13 protein-coding genes and 2 pseudogenes are annotated in these 17,343 nt (G+C 61.4%); 12 read left to right on the top strand and 3 right to left on the bottom strand.

Annotation, left to right across the window (positions count from 1 at the left end):
* The first annotated feature begins 20 nt into the window (after window positions 1-20).
* The gene (locus tag M5J06_RS07070; protein WP_250224295.1) at window positions 21-1,121 is read left to right on the top strand and encodes an HNH endonuclease signature motif containing protein; all 1,101 of its coding nucleotides are present in this window, start codon (window positions 21-23) and stop codon (window positions 1,119-1,121) included.
* A gap of 89 nt (window positions 1,122-1,210) precedes the next feature.
* On the opposite strand, the gene M5J06_RS07075 is transcribed toward M5J06_RS07070, so the two are convergent.
* Entirely contained in the window at window positions 1,211-3,142 is a 1,932-nt protein-coding gene (locus tag M5J06_RS07075; protein ID WP_250224296.1) for an N-acetylmuramoyl-L-alanine amidase, read from the bottom strand.
* Window positions 3,143-3,310: 168 nt separating this feature from the next.
* Here M5J06_RS07075 and glf point away from each other — a divergent pair, with 168 nt between their 5' ends.
* From glf to M5J06_RS07090, 3 genes are all read left to right on the top strand, one after another.
* Window positions 3,311-4,507 (top strand): UDP-galactopyranose mutase, encoded by a 1,197-nt coding sequence (glf, locus tag M5J06_RS07080; protein WP_046647608.1) that lies wholly within the window; start codon window positions 3,311-3,313, stop codon window positions 4,505-4,507.
* 81 nt (window positions 4,508-4,588) lie between these two features.
* Window positions 4,589-4,786: a hypothetical protein gene (locus tag M5J06_RS07085; RefSeq protein WP_070821746.1), complete on the top strand. Its 198-nt coding sequence runs from the start codon at window positions 4,589-4,591 to the stop codon at window positions 4,784-4,786.
* A gap of 89 nt (window positions 4,787-4,875) precedes the next feature.
* Entirely contained in the window at window positions 4,876-5,484 is a 609-nt protein-coding gene (locus M5J06_RS07090) for a three-helix bundle dimerization domain-containing protein (RefSeq protein ID WP_250224297.1), read from the top strand.
* Between the two features lie 2 nt (window positions 5,485-5,486).
* Here M5J06_RS07090 and M5J06_RS07095 read toward each other — a convergent pair.
* Window positions 5,487-5,882, bottom strand: a pseudogene (locus M5J06_RS07095) (IS110 family transposase); the annotation flags it as partial.
* A gap of 561 nt (window positions 5,883-6,443) precedes the next feature.
* Window positions 6,444-7,660, bottom strand: a protein-coding gene (locus M5J06_RS07100; protein WP_250224349.1) for an IS3 family transposase whose coding sequence is annotated in 2 segments (ribosomal slippage) — window positions 6,444-7,399 and window positions 7,399-7,660 — 1,218 coding nt in all. Because the reading frame shifts where the segments join, the coding sequence is not laid out codon by codon here.
* A gap of 64 nt (window positions 7,661-7,724) precedes the next feature.
* Here M5J06_RS07100 and M5J06_RS07105 point away from each other — a divergent pair.
* The 8 genes and pseudogenes from M5J06_RS07105 to M5J06_RS07140 all read left to right on the top strand — a co-directional run bounded on the left by M5J06_RS07105 (window position 7,725) and on the right by M5J06_RS07140 (window position 17,340).
* On the top strand, window positions 7,725-7,898 hold the full coding sequence (locus M5J06_RS07105; protein WP_250224298.1) for a hypothetical protein: 174 nt from the start codon (window positions 7,725-7,727) through the stop codon (window positions 7,896-7,898).
* A 529-nt stretch (window positions 7,899-8,427) separates the two neighbouring features.
* A pseudogene (locus M5J06_RS07110) lies at window positions 8,428-8,586 on the top strand (three-helix bundle dimerization domain-containing protein); the annotation flags it as partial.
* 94 nt (window positions 8,587-8,680) lie between these two features.
* Complete coding sequence (locus tag M5J06_RS07115; protein ID WP_250224299.1) at window positions 8,681-10,633, top strand: glycosyltransferase; 1,953 nt, start codon at window positions 8,681-8,683, stop codon at window positions 10,631-10,633.
* Window positions 10,623-11,150 carry a phosphatase PAP2 family protein gene (locus M5J06_RS07120; protein WP_070517733.1) on the top strand — a complete coding sequence of 176 codons (528 nt, stop codon included), beginning with the start codon at window positions 10,623-10,625 and terminating at the stop codon, window positions 11,148-11,150. The genes M5J06_RS07115 and M5J06_RS07120 overlap by 11 nt, the downstream gene beginning before the upstream one ends.
* A complete protein-coding gene (locus tag M5J06_RS07125; RefSeq protein WP_070523811.1) occupies window positions 11,147-12,154 on the top strand; it encodes a decaprenyl-phosphate phosphoribosyltransferase in 1,008 nt (335 codons plus the stop codon). The genes M5J06_RS07120 and M5J06_RS07125 overlap by 4 nt, the downstream gene beginning before the upstream one ends.
* A 48-nt stretch (window positions 12,155-12,202) precedes the next feature.
* Window positions 12,203-13,948, top strand: coding sequence for an arabinofuranosyltransferase AftB family protein (locus M5J06_RS07130; protein WP_250224300.1), 1,746 nt, complete (start codon window positions 12,203-12,205; stop codon window positions 13,946-13,948).
* Window positions 13,949-14,092: 144 nt separating this feature from the next.
* A complete protein-coding gene (locus M5J06_RS07135; RefSeq protein WP_250224301.1) occupies window positions 14,093-15,124 on the top strand; it encodes an alpha/beta hydrolase in 1,032 nt (343 codons plus the stop codon).
* Window positions 15,125-15,426: 302 nt separating this feature from the next.
* A complete protein-coding gene (locus M5J06_RS07140) occupies window positions 15,427-17,340 on the top strand; it encodes an alpha/beta hydrolase-fold protein (RefSeq protein WP_369815760.1) in 1,914 nt (637 codons plus the stop codon).
* Window positions 17,341-17,343: the final 3 nt, after the last annotated feature.

Below are 17,343 nucleotides of genomic sequence, written 5' to 3' on the forward strand. Positions count from 1 at the left end.
GGTGTTTTAGTCTTTGTCGCATGGGGGATTTGGAGACTTATTTCTCCTACCGCAGTTCGGGGTTGGATCTTGTGGGGCTTGCGGTAGGCAGTGTGGATGATTTACGCGCGCGTGGCGCTTCATTGGCTGATGCGGTGGAGTTAGCTGGGCTGCATCGTGTGTATTTTGGGTCGACGCGTTTTACGGGCAAGCAGCGCCAAGCGCGTGCGGCTGCGGTTGCCCAAGGACATGATGTGGCGACGTTGAGTTTGATTGAGTCGTATACCGCCAAGGTGAAAAAGGAGTTGGATGCGTGGAATCTGCGTGTCAGGTTGGCAGGGACTCCAGCACACCAAATCCCAAAGGTAGCGAAGGAACGCTTGAAGCAGTTGCGGCCGCAGCGGGTGCCTGAACCTGGGGTGCGCTTGACGTATCGGAAGGTGGGGCCGCATTCGTTGACGATTACTGATTCAGCCTTGCGCATTAGTGAGATGCGCGGGACATTGGAGTCGATTAATCCGACTGATTTATTGGATGCGGCAGGTCAGGTGTTCTTTAACCAGGCGCATGGGGGTTCGAAGCCTGCGGTAGCAACCAATGTGGTGGTCACCTTGGATGAGTTGGACCAGATTGTGCGGGGTGAGGGCGATGATATTGAGCTCGTGCTTACCAACGGTGGGCGGATGACGGGCCGGGAGTTTGTGTCTTATAAGTTTGCGGAGGTTGGGTATGTGACGTTGGTGCATCCGACTATAGGGCCGGTGTGGTTGCATCGTGTGCGGCGTTTGGCGGGGTTTGAGCAGCGGATTATGGCGAGTGCGGAGCATCCGACGTGTGCGCGTGAGGGGTGTAATAAGCCGGCGGATTATTGCCAGGTGCATCATTTAGTGCCGTGGCAGGCGGGTGGGGCGACGGATCCGCCGAATCTGACGATGTTGTGTGCTTATCACAATGGCATCAATGATGATGACCCGGATAAGCCGACTGGTGCCGGCTATGTCTTTAGGTTGCGGGGCGGGGTGGGGTATGTACCACCCTGGGCGGAGCCGATTACTTCGCAGCCGGCATACCAAGCGGCACAGGCAGCATTGAAGCAGCAGACCACAGGGGACTTTTTAGGTTCAGCCCTCCCGGATACCTAAACCCCAAGCCCAAATAAATGCCGAAGCGGAAGCCATCAGGTGGCTCCCGCTACATCGGCGATCCCGCTTAGACTTGGGGTGCTTTGGGGTTAGTCCGTGAACACCTGAATCTGCTCAGTCTCCGGGTTGTAGACAATGGAACCGCCCTGGAACTGCACGCGGACTTCCTTGCCGAGGCCGGTGGGGACTTCGTTGGACGTCGGCAAGCCGAGCGTCGCCGAGTTGTCGCCGGAAGCCCATTCCTTGGCGATGCGTCCCACGAGTGCGTGCGTACCAGTGTCCTCAGAGCCTAGGACGATGCCGTTCTGAAAGAGCTGGTAGATGATGCCGGCCGACTCATCCGGCCCGCCCACAGCCAATCCCAGCGCTGGGCCGAAGGCGTTAAGGACCGCCGTCCACGTTTCCTTCAAGCCCTCGTTCTTGCTCAAGGACAGCACCTTGGTCACGATGCCCGGGATCTGCTCCACCGGCAGCCCGTTGACGGTCTGGTCCGTGTCAATCTGCTGGTCCGAGCGGGCATACATGATGGCGAAGAGCGTGCCGGCCAGGCCTACCAGTGCTGTTACGGTGCTCATCGGGATTTCAGTATCGCCCAGCGAGGATGTTGCCTCCTGGGCCGGTGCGGGGGCAGACGGCGCAGCCGTGCTCGGCGTGGAGTCAGGGGTGTCTGGTGTGGTCGTATACTCGTTGTCCCAGTCCGTCGACGTCGAACCAGACGCGCCCGACTTGATGGCCAGGTACTTCTTGTGCGCCGCCGCGCGGATCTTCGGCCATTGGGCAATGGTGTATTGCCCCGGGCACGCGGTGTAGTGCACATCGCTGTGGCCGAAGAGGCCATAGACGGGGGCAGAAGCGCCTGCTGGGTAGCGCGAACCACCGAAGCCTTCCGAGCGAAGGGAGACGCGGGAGGTCGGATCGACACCGGAAATGGCGCCCTTCCAGCCGGCAAGGTCGGTGACAGATTCCAAGAGGGCTTCCGTCGGCTGCGCAGTCTCGTAGTTGCCGATCATGGAGATACCCCACGTGTTCTTGTTAAAACCGCCGATGTGCGCACCCTGCACAGCTTTAGCGAGCCCGCCGTAGCGGCCCTCGTAGATGGTGCCGTACTTATCCACCAGCGCGTTGTATCCGATATCGCACCAACCTAAATTCTGGGCGTGGTACTGGTAAGCAGCGCGCACCTGCGCGGCTGCTTGCGCGCGGGTGTAGTTATTGGAACCCGCGGTGTGGTGCAGCGCGATGGCCTTCACACCGTCGTCGTAGTCGGCGCCCTTGCAGCGGATATTCTCATTCGCGCCCCAGCCGGCGCGCGAAACCACGCGCGGCATGCCATCGGTCTCAGCGGTTGGCTCAATGCCCTCGCCCTCCTGGGCGTTGCCGTCCATGAAGACAGCCTCGAGGCCTTCGACGTCGCTGTTGGCCGGAAGCTCTTCGGTCTCGGCAACGGGGGCGATGTCGCCGACGTTGAAGGGGGCGTCGTCAAGCGCGGCGTCCTCAACGGGGGACTCGGTGAGTTTCTCATCCAAGTTCGACCCGGTCACCAGGTCCACGTTGTTGATGGAGACCTGCACGTCGTTGGTATCTCCCACGAAGATGAGCTCGGTGCCGTTCGTGGCGTTGGGGTCATCGTTGTTGTAGGACATCGAGTCCATGTCGTACCACTCGGACCAGGACCCGTCCGGCTGCTTCGCGCGGACGAAGGCCGCGACATCGCGCGTGCCCTTCCACGTGACGGCGAAGGAGGAGAAGGTCTCATCGCGGTGGAATTGCTTGACGGCGCGCGGGCCTTCGCCCTCGCCCTGGGCTGCGATGGCCGGGTCATCCACGACGACCGTTTCGCCAGAGCCGAAGGTTTCGGAGGCCGAGCTCACTTCGATGGGGCCGCTGCCCGCTTCCTGGGTCTGGATGAGGGTTTGGCCGCCCACGGCTGCGGCAGCGACCACAGCGATCGAGGTGACCGTGGCGATAACCGGCGTTGACCACGTCGATTTCGCGGGAACAAGACGACGTTTGAGGTGCACTGTTACTCCCTAGGATGGTGGCGCCACAAGGTTAAGAGAAGCGCAAAAAGTTAACTAACGGGACAGATGTTACGTCAGGTGTTGGAGTGGCAGAAGGTGTGACACGCGAGTTTCCTCGCTTGGGTGTCACCCGCCGTTTGCACGTGTTGCTGCCTTAAGCTGGTGGCCATGACTGCATATGACCTCATCGTTGTTGGATCTGGATTCTTTGGCCTGACCGTGGCCGAGCGCGCAGCCTCCCAGCTGGGCAAGAAGGTGCTCATCGTCGAGCGCCGCGAGCACCTAGGCGGCAACGCCTACTCGGAGGCCGAGCCGGAGACCGGCATCGAGGTTCACAAGTACGGCGCGCACCTCTTCCACACTTCGAATAAGCGCGTGTGGGAGTACTGCAACCAGTTCACCGACTTCACCGACTACCAGCACCGCGTCTTCGCCATGCACGATGGCACGGCCTACCAGTTCCCCATGGGCTTGGGCCTGATTAACCAGTTCTTCGGTCGCTACTACTCCCCGGACGAGGCGCGCGAGCTCATCAAGGAGCAGGCCGGCGAGTTCGCCGTGGATGAGGCGCAGAACCTGGAGGAAAAGGCCATCGCGCTCATTGGCCGCCCGCTCTATGAGGCATTCATCCGCGATTACACCGCAAAGCAGTGGCAGACCGATCCGAAGGAGCTGCCGGCCGGCAACATCACGCGCCTTCCGGTGCGCTATACCTTCAACAACCGCTACTTCAATGACACCTACGAGGGCCTGCCCGTCGACGGCTACGCGGCCTGGCTGGAGAAGATGGCGGAGCACGAGCTTATCGACGTCCGTCTGGGCACCGACTGGTTCGACGTGCGCGAGGAAGTGCGGGGGGCGTCGCCAAGCGCGCCGGTGGTCTACACCGGCCCACTGGATCGCTACTTCGACTTCGCCGAGGGTGAGCTGGGCTGGCGCACGCTGGACTTCGACCTGGAGGTGCTCGAAACCGGTGACTTCCAGGGCACCCCGGTGATGAACTACAACGATGCGGACGTCGATTACACCCGCATCCACGAGTTCCGCCACTTCCACCCCGAGCGCGCCGATAAGTACCCCAAGGACAAGACGGTCATTATGAAGGAGTACTCGCGCTTTGCCGAGAAGGGCGATGAGCCGTACTACCCGATTAACACCCCGGAGGACCGCTCCAAGCTGGAGGCCTACCGCAAGCTCGCCGCCGCTGAGGCCCGCGAGAACCAGGTTCTCTTCGGCGGCCGCCTGGGCACCTACCAGTACCTGGACATGCACATGGCCATCGCGTCCGCGCTGAGCATGTTCGATAACAAGCTGGCTCCATTCTGGAACGAGGGCAAGGCCCTGGAGCAGGAGCGTGGCCACTAGGCCACGGCGCTGGCCCGGCCGCTCCCGGTAGCGCAGCGTGGCGCGCTATGCTGAAACACCTCGATGGAAGGAGGTGACGGCATGGCGCAGCGCAAGAAGAAGCGCGCAGACCGCAGCATGTGGAAGATGTCCCCGGAGCGGCTCGAGGAACACCTCAAGCTGCGCAGTCGCGCAACGCGCATTCCCGATAAGAAGAAGGAACAATCCAAGAAGGCCTGCCGGAACACCCGGCGGGCCTTTGGCCGTTTATGGGGAGGTTGTGCCAGCGTACGGAACTAGACCAAAGAAAATAAAACTTGTGGTCTGGCCAACAATCACTTAAGGTTAACAGTAGGTTAACAATAGGCGAACAGAAAGTGAGTTTAGAGATGACTTCCCCGAACGCCCGCCGTTTCGATACGTTGCGCCAGGATTTACACGCAGATTATGGCCACGAGTACACCGCCCAGGAGATTGACTCCTTCCTCGACGCCACCATTGAGCGCCACGAGGCCGGCGCAACCTTAGAAGAGTTCATCCCTGTGATGGTGGAGCGCGAGGTCCGCGAGCACTTCGGCGCCCACCGCATCCACGTGCGTTTCGCCGCGGGAACCGACCACGCGCTGGCGCAGGCTGCCGTAGCGCTGACGAAGAAGTACGCCGGCGAGGCCCTGCTCGTCGATGCCGCCGTAGCCCACCCCGAAAACGACCCCGACTCCCACATGGCCCACGTGCTCCAAGAACGCGGCATGGCGGAGCACCCGGACCGCTACCTCGAGGACCTGCGTCTGGTGACCATCCCGGATTACATCGTGTACTTGGGCCGCGAGATCCCGCGCGACGAGGCCGGCAAGGACATCAAGATTTGGGATATCGCCACCGCCGAGACCGTGGAGGAGACCCGCGAGCTGGCCGATGACCTCGGCGCCCGCGTGCTCTACATGCTCAACCGCCTGGGCATCGATCCCATCTCGGAGGATGCCGCTGTCACGGCCTAAATCAGCTGGATAAAGACTTCCTCAACGCGGTCGACACTGCGCAGGGAATCTGGAAGGTTAAGACCGGCATGGGCGATGACGTAGGCGTCGCGTACATCGGTCTTGGAGTTGCCGACGTGGATGCGAGAGAGCTGTCGCATCGCAAGCCCTGGTAGATAGCGAACATCTGCCCCCATGTCTTGGGCGACTGCGACGGTTAATCGGCCGATGTTGTTGGCCTGATCGACAATGACAAGGACCGAGGCGTTGTCGGCGAGGAATTGGCCGAAGAGCTTGCGTAGCGAGCCTTCATGCTGATTGATGCGTTTGGACAGGACTTGCCTGCCTTGGGGATCGAGGACGCAGGCGTGGTGGAAGTATTTGCCGACGTCTACGCCAATGACGAAGTCATAGGCCATGGGTGTATGCCTCCTAGCGATGAATTAGAAGTTGGACTATTTAAGCTTCATCGCTGGGGTTGTCGGACATGCTTGCGCTGGCATCCACATTACTGTGAGACCTCATACCACCTGGGCTGGGTCAGGTTCCTATTAGCAGTTTGAGTGTGCCACCGTCTTCGGCGGCATCACCCCCGGATCATTTTCAGACAGGGGCGGGAATAAGCCATACCGAAGCCAGCGACTAGTTCCACTGTCCTTTCAGACGGAGGGAACGGAAATAAACATAACCAGCCAATCGGGTGGACAGGTTATGAATCTTCGGTGCCCTGAGGTGGAACTGCTAACAACGTAATGTGTTCCTATATAGGTTGTCAACTCCGCGGGTGGGCAGTCGAACAGTGCTTTTTGTAGTTGTCTCTCTTGAAAGGTTATTGGCGTCTTTTTCGAAGATTGCTGCGGGTGTTTCAATAGTTGGTGCTCTTTCGGCCGAGCTTCATTCAGCGACAAAGGCGATAGTTCTCCCGTTGTGCTACTGGGGTTGCCCGCAAATCGTGGACACTTAGTGGAGCTACCTAGTGGTTAGGCAGCTATTTCTTTTCTGCTGGTGGTTGAACCGGACTTGTTCTCGAAGTCGACGGGGCTGACCATTCCGAGTGCGGAGTGCCGGCGCCGACGGTTGTAGACGACTTCAATCCAGTAGGCAACGGCCTTGCGCGCGGCATCACGGGTCGCCCAGCGTTTACGGTCGTAAAACTCGGTTTTAAGCGTCGACCAGAACGACTCGGCCATCGCGTTATCGAAGCACACACCAGTACGCCCCACAGACTGAGCAATGCCCAGGCTGCGACACACCTCCCAGAGCTTCTCACTGGTAAATTGCGTTCCACGGTCAGCGTGAAACACCAGTCCTTCAGGAACGTCACCACGCAGTGTGTGCGCCATCCGCAGGGCCCGCTCGACCAGGTGTGTATCTTGAACGCTATCCATTGCCCAGCCCAATACCCTGCGGGAATGGCCGTCGCGGACCGCACACAAGTACAACCATCCTTCACCGGTGCGCAGGTAGGTAATATCCGACATCCACACCCGGTTGAGCTCACCAGTATCAAACATGCGTTTAACCAGGTCAGGAAGCGTAGATCTACGCTTGGCTTGGATCGTTGTCACCGGGACAAAGGCACGCGGTGAAATCCCTTCAATGCCCATCACGCGCATCCGCTTCGCCACAGTCTTACGGTTAAGCGAAATGCGGTAGCGCTCGGTAAGTTCTGCGGTGATCCGCGGAGCACCATAAACCTCATCAGAGTCTTTCCAAATCCGATGAATCTTTCGGTCAACATCATCGTAAAACGCTGCACGATCATCTTTTCCGGATAGTCGTTTCTGCTGAGCATCAGCCCATTTGTAGTACCCAGACCGAGACACTTTTAATAGCCGTGCCATGCGCTTGATGCTGTAGTTCGCCTTCTCCTGCTGCATCAATTCGAACTTTTCTGCTCGCGTTGCTTCGCGGCGAAGAAGGCTGTCGCTTTTGACAAAAACTCGTTATCCATCTTGGCTTCAGCCAACTCACGGCGCAGGCGAGCATTCTCAGCACGAAGATCAGCCTCACTCATCCCATCCGAGGCTCCTCGGCGTTCCCGCTCGAGTTTGACCCATCGGCCTAAAAGCCCGGCGGAAACACCAATCTCCTTAGCCACATGAGCGATCGGGCGCTCCGATTCGATTACCAGGTTCGCGGCTTCACGCCGGTACTCCGGCGTGTACTTCTTGCGCTGTTGACTCACAATGAACATCCTCTCCCACGGACACAAGATCCGTACAAATAGGGTGTCCACTAAACGAGGGTAACCTCACTACGTGCTTGGCATTCCCGCTATTGTGTTGTCGGTTTCCCAGACAGAGGTGCTGGCATTAGAGCAGTTTGGCCAGGGCATTCAAGACTGGGATTTTCTTATCATCTTTGGTCTTCCCTTGCTATTCGTTGGATTGCTATCTGTTTTTTCTTTTTTCGCGGGGGGTGGACCAGATTAAAGTCACCACTGAGCGGCTCGCGCGAATTGGTGTTGCAACTCCGATGATCAATGTCGCACGGTTCATCGGCTTGCCTTTTTGCTACTTGACTTTGTCAATGGCCTTGTCGGTAGTTTTCGCTGTGCTGAGTTCTACATTGCATCTGGCTATCCTTGGTTCCTCATTGGGGCATGTGATGGCGGGGATTTCTCTGAAGGTTTCGTTTTCCCTTGCTGGCGTTCTTTTTGCAGCATTTCTTGTTTGTACCGGCGTTTATCTCACTTGGGGAGCAGTTGGGAAGAGGTTCGCTAAAGTCGACTCTTTGAGCTGACTGAAATAGGAAGAAAGACACTCTGATCATGTGTTGCTATGAGGAGTATCCTTCTTATTGCACAGAGTTAATAGTTGTCAGTTAGCGAAAAATTAGTCAGTATTGTTCTCTACTTTCTCAATCTCCCTCCGATTCGACACTCTCTTGAGCCTCTGACAATTGCGGCCACGAGTTCGTGACCATCGAGGTCGATTTCCTTTTGGCGCCGCAATCATAGGCGACGAAGTCGGCAAGGACATCAAGATTTGGGATATCGCTACGGCAGAAACCGTAGAGGAGACCCGCGAGCTGGCTGACGACCTCGGCGCCCGCGTGCTTTACATGCTCAACCGTCTGGGCATCGAACCCATCTCGGAGGATGCACCCCTCTCGGCTTAGCTTTCAGCCGCGTGGGAACTCAGCTGAAGAGTGCGAAACCACTAATCTTGGTTCCTGAATACTGTCGAAACCTGTGTGGAGAACCGAAAATATCGTGACTGCCAACAAATCTGCTGCGTACGAACCCGTACAGCGCATCCTGCTGCCCAAGCGTGGCGAGCCGGTCGACGTCCGCATGCTCTACCTCATCGAGTCCGAGCAAAACCGCGAGCGCCTCAGCTGGAGCGGCCGCACCTCCGTGACCATCCCGGCCGGCGAGGAAGCCTCCTTCGAGACCTACTTCAACGCCTTCCCGGCCGCCTACTGGCGCCGCTGGTCTCAGCTGAAGTCCATCGTGCTGGTGATGGACGTCGAGGGCGAGGCCAACATTTCCCTCTACCGTTCCAAGCAGGATGGCCAGCGCATCGCCGTGGCCAACCACGTGGTGACCACCGGCCACCACGAGTTTGAGCTGCCCCTGAAGAACTTCGAGGACGGCGGCCTGCTGTGGTTCGACGCCTCCGCCGTCAAGGACACCGTGCTTGCCGACGCCTCCTGGTGCGCCCCCCACGCCCCGAACCCGCAGCTCCTACCGGACGGCAGTGAGTACCCGGCGCAGGACAAGCGCGTCGCCGTGGGCATCCCGACTTTCAACCGCCCCACCGATGCCGTCGCGGCGCTGCAGGCGCTGGCAGAGGACCCGGTGGTGGACGGCATCATCGACTACGTCCTTATGCCGGATCAGGGCAACCAGCACCCGGCGGACGAGCCGGGCTACGACGACGCGGTGGCGCACTTCGGTGAGCGCTTCCGCGAGTTCCGCCAGGGAAACCTGGGCGGCTCGGGTGGGTACTCCCGCATCATGTTCGAGGCGCTGGAGAATACCGACTCGCCCTACATCCTCTACATGGACGATGACATCGCCATCGAGCCGGATTCCATCCTCCGTGCGGTCCAAGCAGCGCGCTACGCCGCCAAGCCCTTCATCGTGGGCGGCCAGATGCTCAACCTGCAGGAGCGCTCCCAGCTGCGCACCACCGGCGAGCGCGTCAACCGCGCCGACTTCATGTGGGGCGCGGCCGAGCACGCCGTTTACGACCACGACTTTGCCAAGTACCCGCTGCGCGCCATCGGTGACGCCCAGTCCCACCTCGACCCGAAGAAGTACGACTCCCGCGCGCTGCACCGCCGCGTCGACGTGGAATACAACGGCTGGTGGATGTGCCTCTTCCCGCGCGTCGTCGCGGAGAGCATCGGGCAGCCGCTGCCGCTGTTCATCAAGTGGGATGACACTGAATATTCCCTGCGCGCCGCCGCCCACGGTTTCCCGACGGTGACCTGGCCGGGCGCTGCCATCTGGCACATGGCGTGGGCGGATAAGGACGATGCCATCGACTGGCAGGCCTACTTTCACCTGCGCAACCGCCTCATCGTGGCGGCCCTCTACCACGAGGGCGATGCGCGCGGGATTACCAAGTCCATCTTCAAGTCCACCCTCAAGCACACCATGTGCATGGAGTACTCCACCATGGCCATCCAGCTAGAAGCCATGAAGGACTTCCTGGCCGGCCCGGATCAACTCTTCGACATCCTGGAGTCCTCGCTGCCGCGCATCGCGGCGATCCGCAAGGAATTCCCGGACGCCGTCATCATCGAGTCGGCGGATCAGCTGCCCGCGCCCACCGGCGCGCCGGGCGTGCCGACCCGCAACATCGGCGGCCGCCTGGGCAAGATCAAGAAGATCCCGTGGCTCATCAAGTCTGCCAAGCACCTGGTTACCAAGGAAGACCCGGCTCATCACGAGGCGCCGCAGCTCAACCTCACCCCGGAGGAGGCCCGCTGGTTCACGCTCTCCCGCGTCGATTCCGCCACCGTTTCCACCGCGGGCGGCACCGGCGTGGCCTTCCGCAAGCGCGACCGAGAGCTGGCCCTCGAGCTGGTGAAGTCCACCCGCGAGCTGCTCAAGGAAATCGAGGAGAACTTCGACGACCTGCGCGCCGAGTACCGCGCGGCCCTGCCGGAGCTGACCTCCCGCGAGTCCTGGCGAAAGGTCTTCGATGCCCAATAAGCTTTCTGTCGCCGAATCCCACGTCCTCGAGAAGATTCAGGACGTGGCCTTCGAGGCCCCCGGCGTTCTGCCCACCGCGCGGGGCTTAAGCCACTTCGGCGAGCACGCCCTGGGCTGGCTGGCTCTCTCTGGTCTGGGTGCCGCTGTGAATTACCAGAAGCCGGCGCGCCGCCGCCAGTGGGTAGCTGTTGGCGTGGGCGCTTTCACGGCGCACGCGGCCAGCGTTGTGATCAAGCGCATTGTGCGCCGCAAGCGCCCGGACTATGACTACGTCAAGGTGGGCGTGAAAACCCCGTCTAAGCTGTCTTTTCCGTCCTCCCACGCGACGTCGACAACCGCGTTCCTCGTGGGCGCCGCGCACGTTCTGGGAACCCCGGCACCGCTCGTCGGTGTGCCGGTCATGATGGCCTCGCGTATGGTGCTCGGGGTACATTACCCATCCGATACGGCGTTCGGCGCCCTGCTGGGGGCCGCCACCGCGGAAGCATGTCACCGCTATGAAAGGAAGACCGCATGAGCGAACGACCAAACCGCGTCGACGACGGTGAGCAGAGAGTCTTCCACTCTGAGCCGCACACCTCCGGCATCGATACCGGCCGCAAGCGCAAGCCCCCGAAGAACCTTGCCGACGGCATGGTCAAGGCCCTGCGCCCCAAGCAGTGGGTCAAGAACGTCCTGGTCTTGGCCGCCCCTGCGGCCGCGGGTGCGGACTCGCTGTTCCATTCGCGCGTGCTTCTCGACGTCCTCCTTGCCTTCATCGTCTTCTGCATGGGCGCGTCCTCCATTTACCTCATCAACGATGCCCGCGATGTGGAGGCTGACCGTGCACACCCGACGAAGCGCTTCCGCCCGATCGCGGCGGGCGTGCTTCCGGTGGGCCTGGCCTATGTCATGGCGGCCGTGCTCATCATCGGCTCGATTGGCCTGTCCTTCCTGGCCACGGCCGGTCTGCAGCTCGCCATCGTCATGGCTATCTATATCGGCCTGCAGCTGGGCTACTGCTTCGGGTGGAAGCACATGCCGGTGATCGACATCGCCCTGGTGTCCTCCGGTTTCATGCTGCGCACCATGGCCGGCGGCGTGGCCGCGGGCATTGAGCTTTCCCAGTGGTTCCTGTTGGTGGCCGCGTTCGGCTCCTTGTTCATGGCCTCGGGTAAGCGCTACTCGGAGATCCTTTTAGCCCAGCGCACGGGCGCCAAGATCCGCAAATCCCTGGAGGGCTACACGCCCACCTACCTGCGCTTCGTATGGACGCTGGCGGCTACTGCCGTGGTTATGTCCTACTCCCTGTGGGGCTTCCAGCTCTCCAACGAGTCTGATGGGCCGGCCAGCGTGTGGTACCAAATCTCCATGGTGCCGTTCACCATCGCCATCCTGCGCTATGCCGCCGATGTGGACCGCGGCAATGGCGGTGCACCAGACGAGATCGCCTTGGAGGACCGCGTCCTTCAAATTCTGGCCCTGGTGTGGCTGGCATGCATCGCCATGGCGGTCTACATCATGCCGGTAATGGTGGGCTAGCCAGCGGCGATCGGGAACAGGGCAAGGCAAGTGCTAAACTCTCTCCTCATGCGAAAATCCGATACACGTACCGCGGCCGCGCTCAGCGCGCTGGCCTCGGTCATCGTGATCGGAGTTTTCTCGTTTTGGGGTGGATTCGCCCGCCGCTGGATCTCCGACGACGGCCTGATCGTCCTGCGCACTGTGCGCAACCTCGAGGAGGGAAACGGGCCCGTCTTCAACGCGGGCGAGCGCGTGGAGGCCAATACCTCGACGTTGTGGCAATACCTGATCCTCCTCGTGCGGTGGGTAACGAACGCCCCGCTGGAATCCATCGCCGTCAACCTGGGCCTCGTGCTGGCGGTTGCGGCGATGGTGCTGGGGGCGTGGGCCACGGCACGCGCCTTCTTCCGCTCGGGCCAGCCTGCCGCACCGCTGGTGGCTCCCGCGGGCGCGCTGGTCTACCTCGCGCTGCCCCCAGCCCGTGACTTCTTCACCTCCGGGCTCGAATGGGGCCTGTCCATCTTCTACCTCGCGGCCCTGTGGGCGCTGCTGCAGCACTGGGCGCAGTCCCGCGATAGCGCCAGCGCCTACTGGCTAGCGCTGTGGGCCGGGCTGTCCTGGCTCGTGCGCCCGGAGTTCGCGCTCTACGGCGGACTGGCCGGCCTGCTGCTCTTGGCGGCACACCGTAATTGGAAGGCGTGGCTGGGCATCCTCGGCGCGGCCCTTCCCATCCCCGCGGGCTACCAATTCTTCCGCATGGGCTACTACGGCCTGGTGACTCCGCACACGGCGGTGGCCAAGTCGGCGTCGTCAAGCGCGTGGGGCAGCGGCCTGAACTACCTGAAGGATTTCGTGGGGCCTTATGCCCTGTACCTGCCCGTTCTCGTGCTGGCGGGTGCGGCGTTGTGGACCTTCCGCGCCCAGCTGCGCCCGGCAGCGCTGCGCAGCGCCACGACCGTGACCTACCTGATGGTCGGGGCGGCGGCGGTGCACGTGCTGTACGTGCTGCGCGTCGGCGGTGACTTCATGCACGGACGTATGCTGCTGCTGCCGCTCTTCGCCGCCCTTCTCCCCGTTTTCGTGCTGCCGCTCAAGGGTCTTGTGTCTTCGCTCGCGGTGGCCTTCTGCGCGGTGTGGGCATTCATCATCGTGCTGCGCGGGCATCCGACGGATTGGGATGCCTATGAAAAGCCGCTGTCCATCGTGGATGAGCGTGATTTCTGGACCTATGCCACCCACCGCGAGGCGGGCCACCCGCCGCGCTCGGCGCGGGATTACCTGGGGATGAAGTTCATGCGCGGCTATGAAGAAGCCGGCGAGAAACTCGTCGGCGGAGATGCCCTGGCCACCATCTATGTGGAGGATAAAGAAAAGGACCTCCTCAACTGGCTCACCGTTCCGCGCGAGCCGGGAATGAACGAACCGCCGACGGTCTACCTGGTGAACTTGGGCATGACGTCGATGAACGCGCCGCTCAATGTCCGGGTTCTTGACACGATTGGTCTGGCCACGCCGATGGCCGCACGCATGCCCCGCGAGGAAGGCGGGCGCGTGGGCCACGACAAATCCCTTGAGCTGGAATGGCAAGCAGCACTCACGGGCGCGGACATCGAGTATCTCCCGCCGTGGTATGACAAGGACAAGACCCGCCAGGCGCGCGCCGCGCTGGACAGCCCAGAAGTGCAGGAGCTCATCGCTTCCTATAGCGCGCCCCTGACGTGGGAGCGCTTCCGCGCGAACCTAGCTTTCTCGCTGACCTCGGGGCGCACGCTCATGTTGCCGTCTGACCCGAGCGATTATCCTGTCCATTAGCTTGGCGTGAGCTGGGGAGCACCCCCATGGGTAGGCGAAAATTGCCAGGGTGCATTACGCTAAACAAGATTCTTGTTATTGATCTGTAACTATCGCTGGCGTGTTGGCGATGTAGTAGTGGCAGTAAAAACGTTAAGGAGAAACATGAGTTCACTAAGCTCTGGCCTGCGGACTCGGGTCCTCTCAGTGGTGGCAGCCATCGCTGTGGCTTTGGGCCTGGTAGCGACCGCGGGTACGCAAGAAGCATCCGCCGCCAACCGGGACTGGCTGCGTGGCGACGCCACCGGTGCCTGCGAGTGGGACCGCGTCGGCTACTGGGTGCAGCGCTGCGACGTGTGGTCCCAGGCAATGGGCCGCAACATCCCAGTGCAGATCCAGCCGGCTAAGAACGGCGGCAACGCAGGTCTGTACCTGCTCGATGGCCTGCGCGCTACCGATTCCACCAATGCCTGGATCAATGACGTCAATGCCGCGCGCACCTATGTCGACCACAACATCACCCTGGTGATGCCGGTGGGTGGCGCAGCGTCCTTCTACGCGGACTGGAACGGCCCGGCCACCTATGACTTGGTCAAGCCGGTCAACTACCAGTGGGAGACCTTCCTGACCCAGGAGCTGCCGGCCTACCTGGAGGGCAACTTTGGAGTGGCCCGCAACAATAACTCAGTTGCCGGCCTGTCCATGGGCGCTACCGCTGCCATCACCCTCGCTGGCAAGCACCCGGGGCAGTTCCGCCAGGCGCTGTCCTACTCCGGCTACCTCACCACGACCTTGCCGGGTGCTCAGACCTTTATGCGCCTGGCGCTTCTCGACGCTGGCGGCTTCAACATCAACGCCATGTACGGGTCCATCATCAACCCGAAGCGCTTCAGCAATGACCCCTTCAATCTGATCCCGGAACTGGCTGCGAACGGAACGGATGTTTATGTCTCCGCCGCGTCCGGCATCCCGGGGCCGGTGGATCAGCAGCGCTACCGTCCGGAGCACATCGCGGCCGGCGTGGCGCTGGAGGGCTTTGCCAACGGCACGACCCGCCTGTGGGAGCTGAAGGCCCGCGCAATGGGCGTTCGCCTGCAGACGAATTACCCGGCACAGGGCCTGCACAACTGGGAGCAGTTCGGATACCAACTCGAACGCTCCAAGCCACAGGTGCTTAACGTAATGAACGCTTGGTAATCATCTCCTGCGTGGCCGCCGTGCTCTTGAGCACGGCGGCTTTTTCATAGACATGGTGGGCGTGTCCCCCTTCCCAAAGTCTCAAGTTAAACTTAAACTTGAGAACACATTAGACCGCTCACTACGCGTACGGTGGCGAGTTCCGCAGGAGGGGAACCTGCGGAGCCCGCTCGCGGTAGCGCGTGCCCTCATCTCGATTTACCCCTAACAAGGACTCTTCAATGCCGAACACTGCGTCAACTCAGCCCCGCCGGTCCGCCAAGGCTTCCGGCCTGCGTTCCCCGTCCGCAGCCCGCAAGGGCCTGACCATCGCTGCACTGCCCACCGCCGTGGCCGTGGGCTTTGCGCTGCTGCCTATTGCAAACGCGCAGTCTTCCGGCTCTTCCAGCGACGGAATTACTGATCTTCTGGGCAGCTCCAACCTCTCCGATTCCTTCGCCCCGTCCAATCCGCCGCAGCGTACCCCGGTGGAGACGGAATACCCGAAGATCGAGGGCTTGCCGGAGGGCGTGTCCGTGTCCCGCGTTGAGTACCTGACCAACCGCCACCTCAAGGTCTACATCAAGTCCGCCGCCATGCCGGATAAGGAACAGGTCGTGCAGATCCAGCTCGCGCGTGACTGGTACTCCAACCCGGACAAGACCTTCCCGGAGGTCTGGGCTCTTGATGGCCTGCGCGCCCGCGATGACGAGTCCGGCTGGACCATCGAGACCAATATCTTGTCCCAGTACGCTGACCGCAACGTCAACCTCATCATGCCGGTGGGCGGCGAGTCCTCCTTCTACTCCGACTGGCAGAAGGAAGACAACGGCAGGCACTACATGTGGGAGACCTTCCTGATGAAGGAACTCATCCCGATCCTGGAGAAGGGCTACCGCTCCAACGGCAAGCGCGCCGTTACCGGTATCTCCATGGGCGGTACCGCCGCTGTCAACCTTGCTGAGCGCAACCCTTGGGCCTTCAAGTACGTTGGCTCCTTCTCGGGCTACCTCGATACCACCACCACCGGCATGCCGGAGGCCATTACAGCCGCGCAGGCCGATGCCGGCGGATTCACCTCTACCAACATGTGGGGTGACCTGTACTCCCAGGATTGGATCGACCACGATCCGAAGCTGGGCATCGAGAACCTCAAGGACATGAAGGTCTATGTCTCCGCCGGTAACGGCAAGGATGACTACGGCCAGATCGGATCGGTGGCCAAGGGCCAGGCCAACATGGCCGGCGTGGGCCTGGAGGCCATCTCCCGCATGTCCACCCAGACCTTCGTTGATTACGCTAAGCGCGCTGGCGTCGAGCCGGTGGTCAAGTTCCGTCCGACCGGCGTTCACAGCTGGGAATACTGGCAGTTTGAGATGACCGAGGCATGGCCCTACATCGCTGATTCCCTCGGCCTGGACAAGAGCGACCGCGGCGCGGACTGCACCCCGGTCGGCGCCATTGCGGAGGCCACCAAGTCCGGCATCATCGGTAACTGCGTGAACAACGAGTATGACGTCGCCGAGCGCGGCAAGGCCCAGGACTTCCAGGCTGGTACCGCCTACTGGTCCCCGGAGACCGGCGCACACGCCGTGATCGGCCGCATCGGCGCTCGCTACTCCGAGCTTGGTGGCCCGACCTCCTGGCTGGGCTTCCCGACGACCGGCGAGGAAAAGACCCCCGACGGCCGCGGCCGCTACGTCCACTTCGAGCACGGCTCCATCTACTGGACCCCGGAGACCGGCGCTTGGCCCATCCCGAAGGACTTCTTCGATGCATGGGGCAAGAACGGCTTCGAGGGCGGCGACCTCAAGTACCCGGTTGCCGAGGCACGCAAGGTCGGCGACGGCCAGGTCCAGGACTTCGAGGACGGCGTGCTGACCCGCAACCCGGACGGTTCCTTCCACATCGTCCACGGCGCCATCGGCGCGAAGTACAAGGAGCTGAAGGCTGCTGAGTCCGAGCTGGGCTTCCCGGTTGGTGAGGAAAAGGCCGTCAACGGCGGCTTCTTCCAGGAATTCGAGCACGGCAACATCTACTGGTCCATGGACTCCGGCGCGCACTACATCCTCAAGGGCAAGATCTTCGACGAGTGGGGCAAGCACGGCTGGGAGCAGGGCGAGTTTGGCTGGCCGACGGAGGACTACACCTCCATTCCGGCCGGTGGGCTGACCCAGTCCTTCCAGCATGGCGTCATCCGTGAGGTCATGGGCCAGGTCCAGGCGGATAAGAAGTAGGAG

The sequence above is a fragment of the Corynebacterium intestinale genome, assembly GCF_023574125.1.
Classification (GTDB): Bacteria; Actinomycetota; Actinomycetes; order Mycobacteriales; family Mycobacteriaceae; genus Corynebacterium; species Corynebacterium hesseae.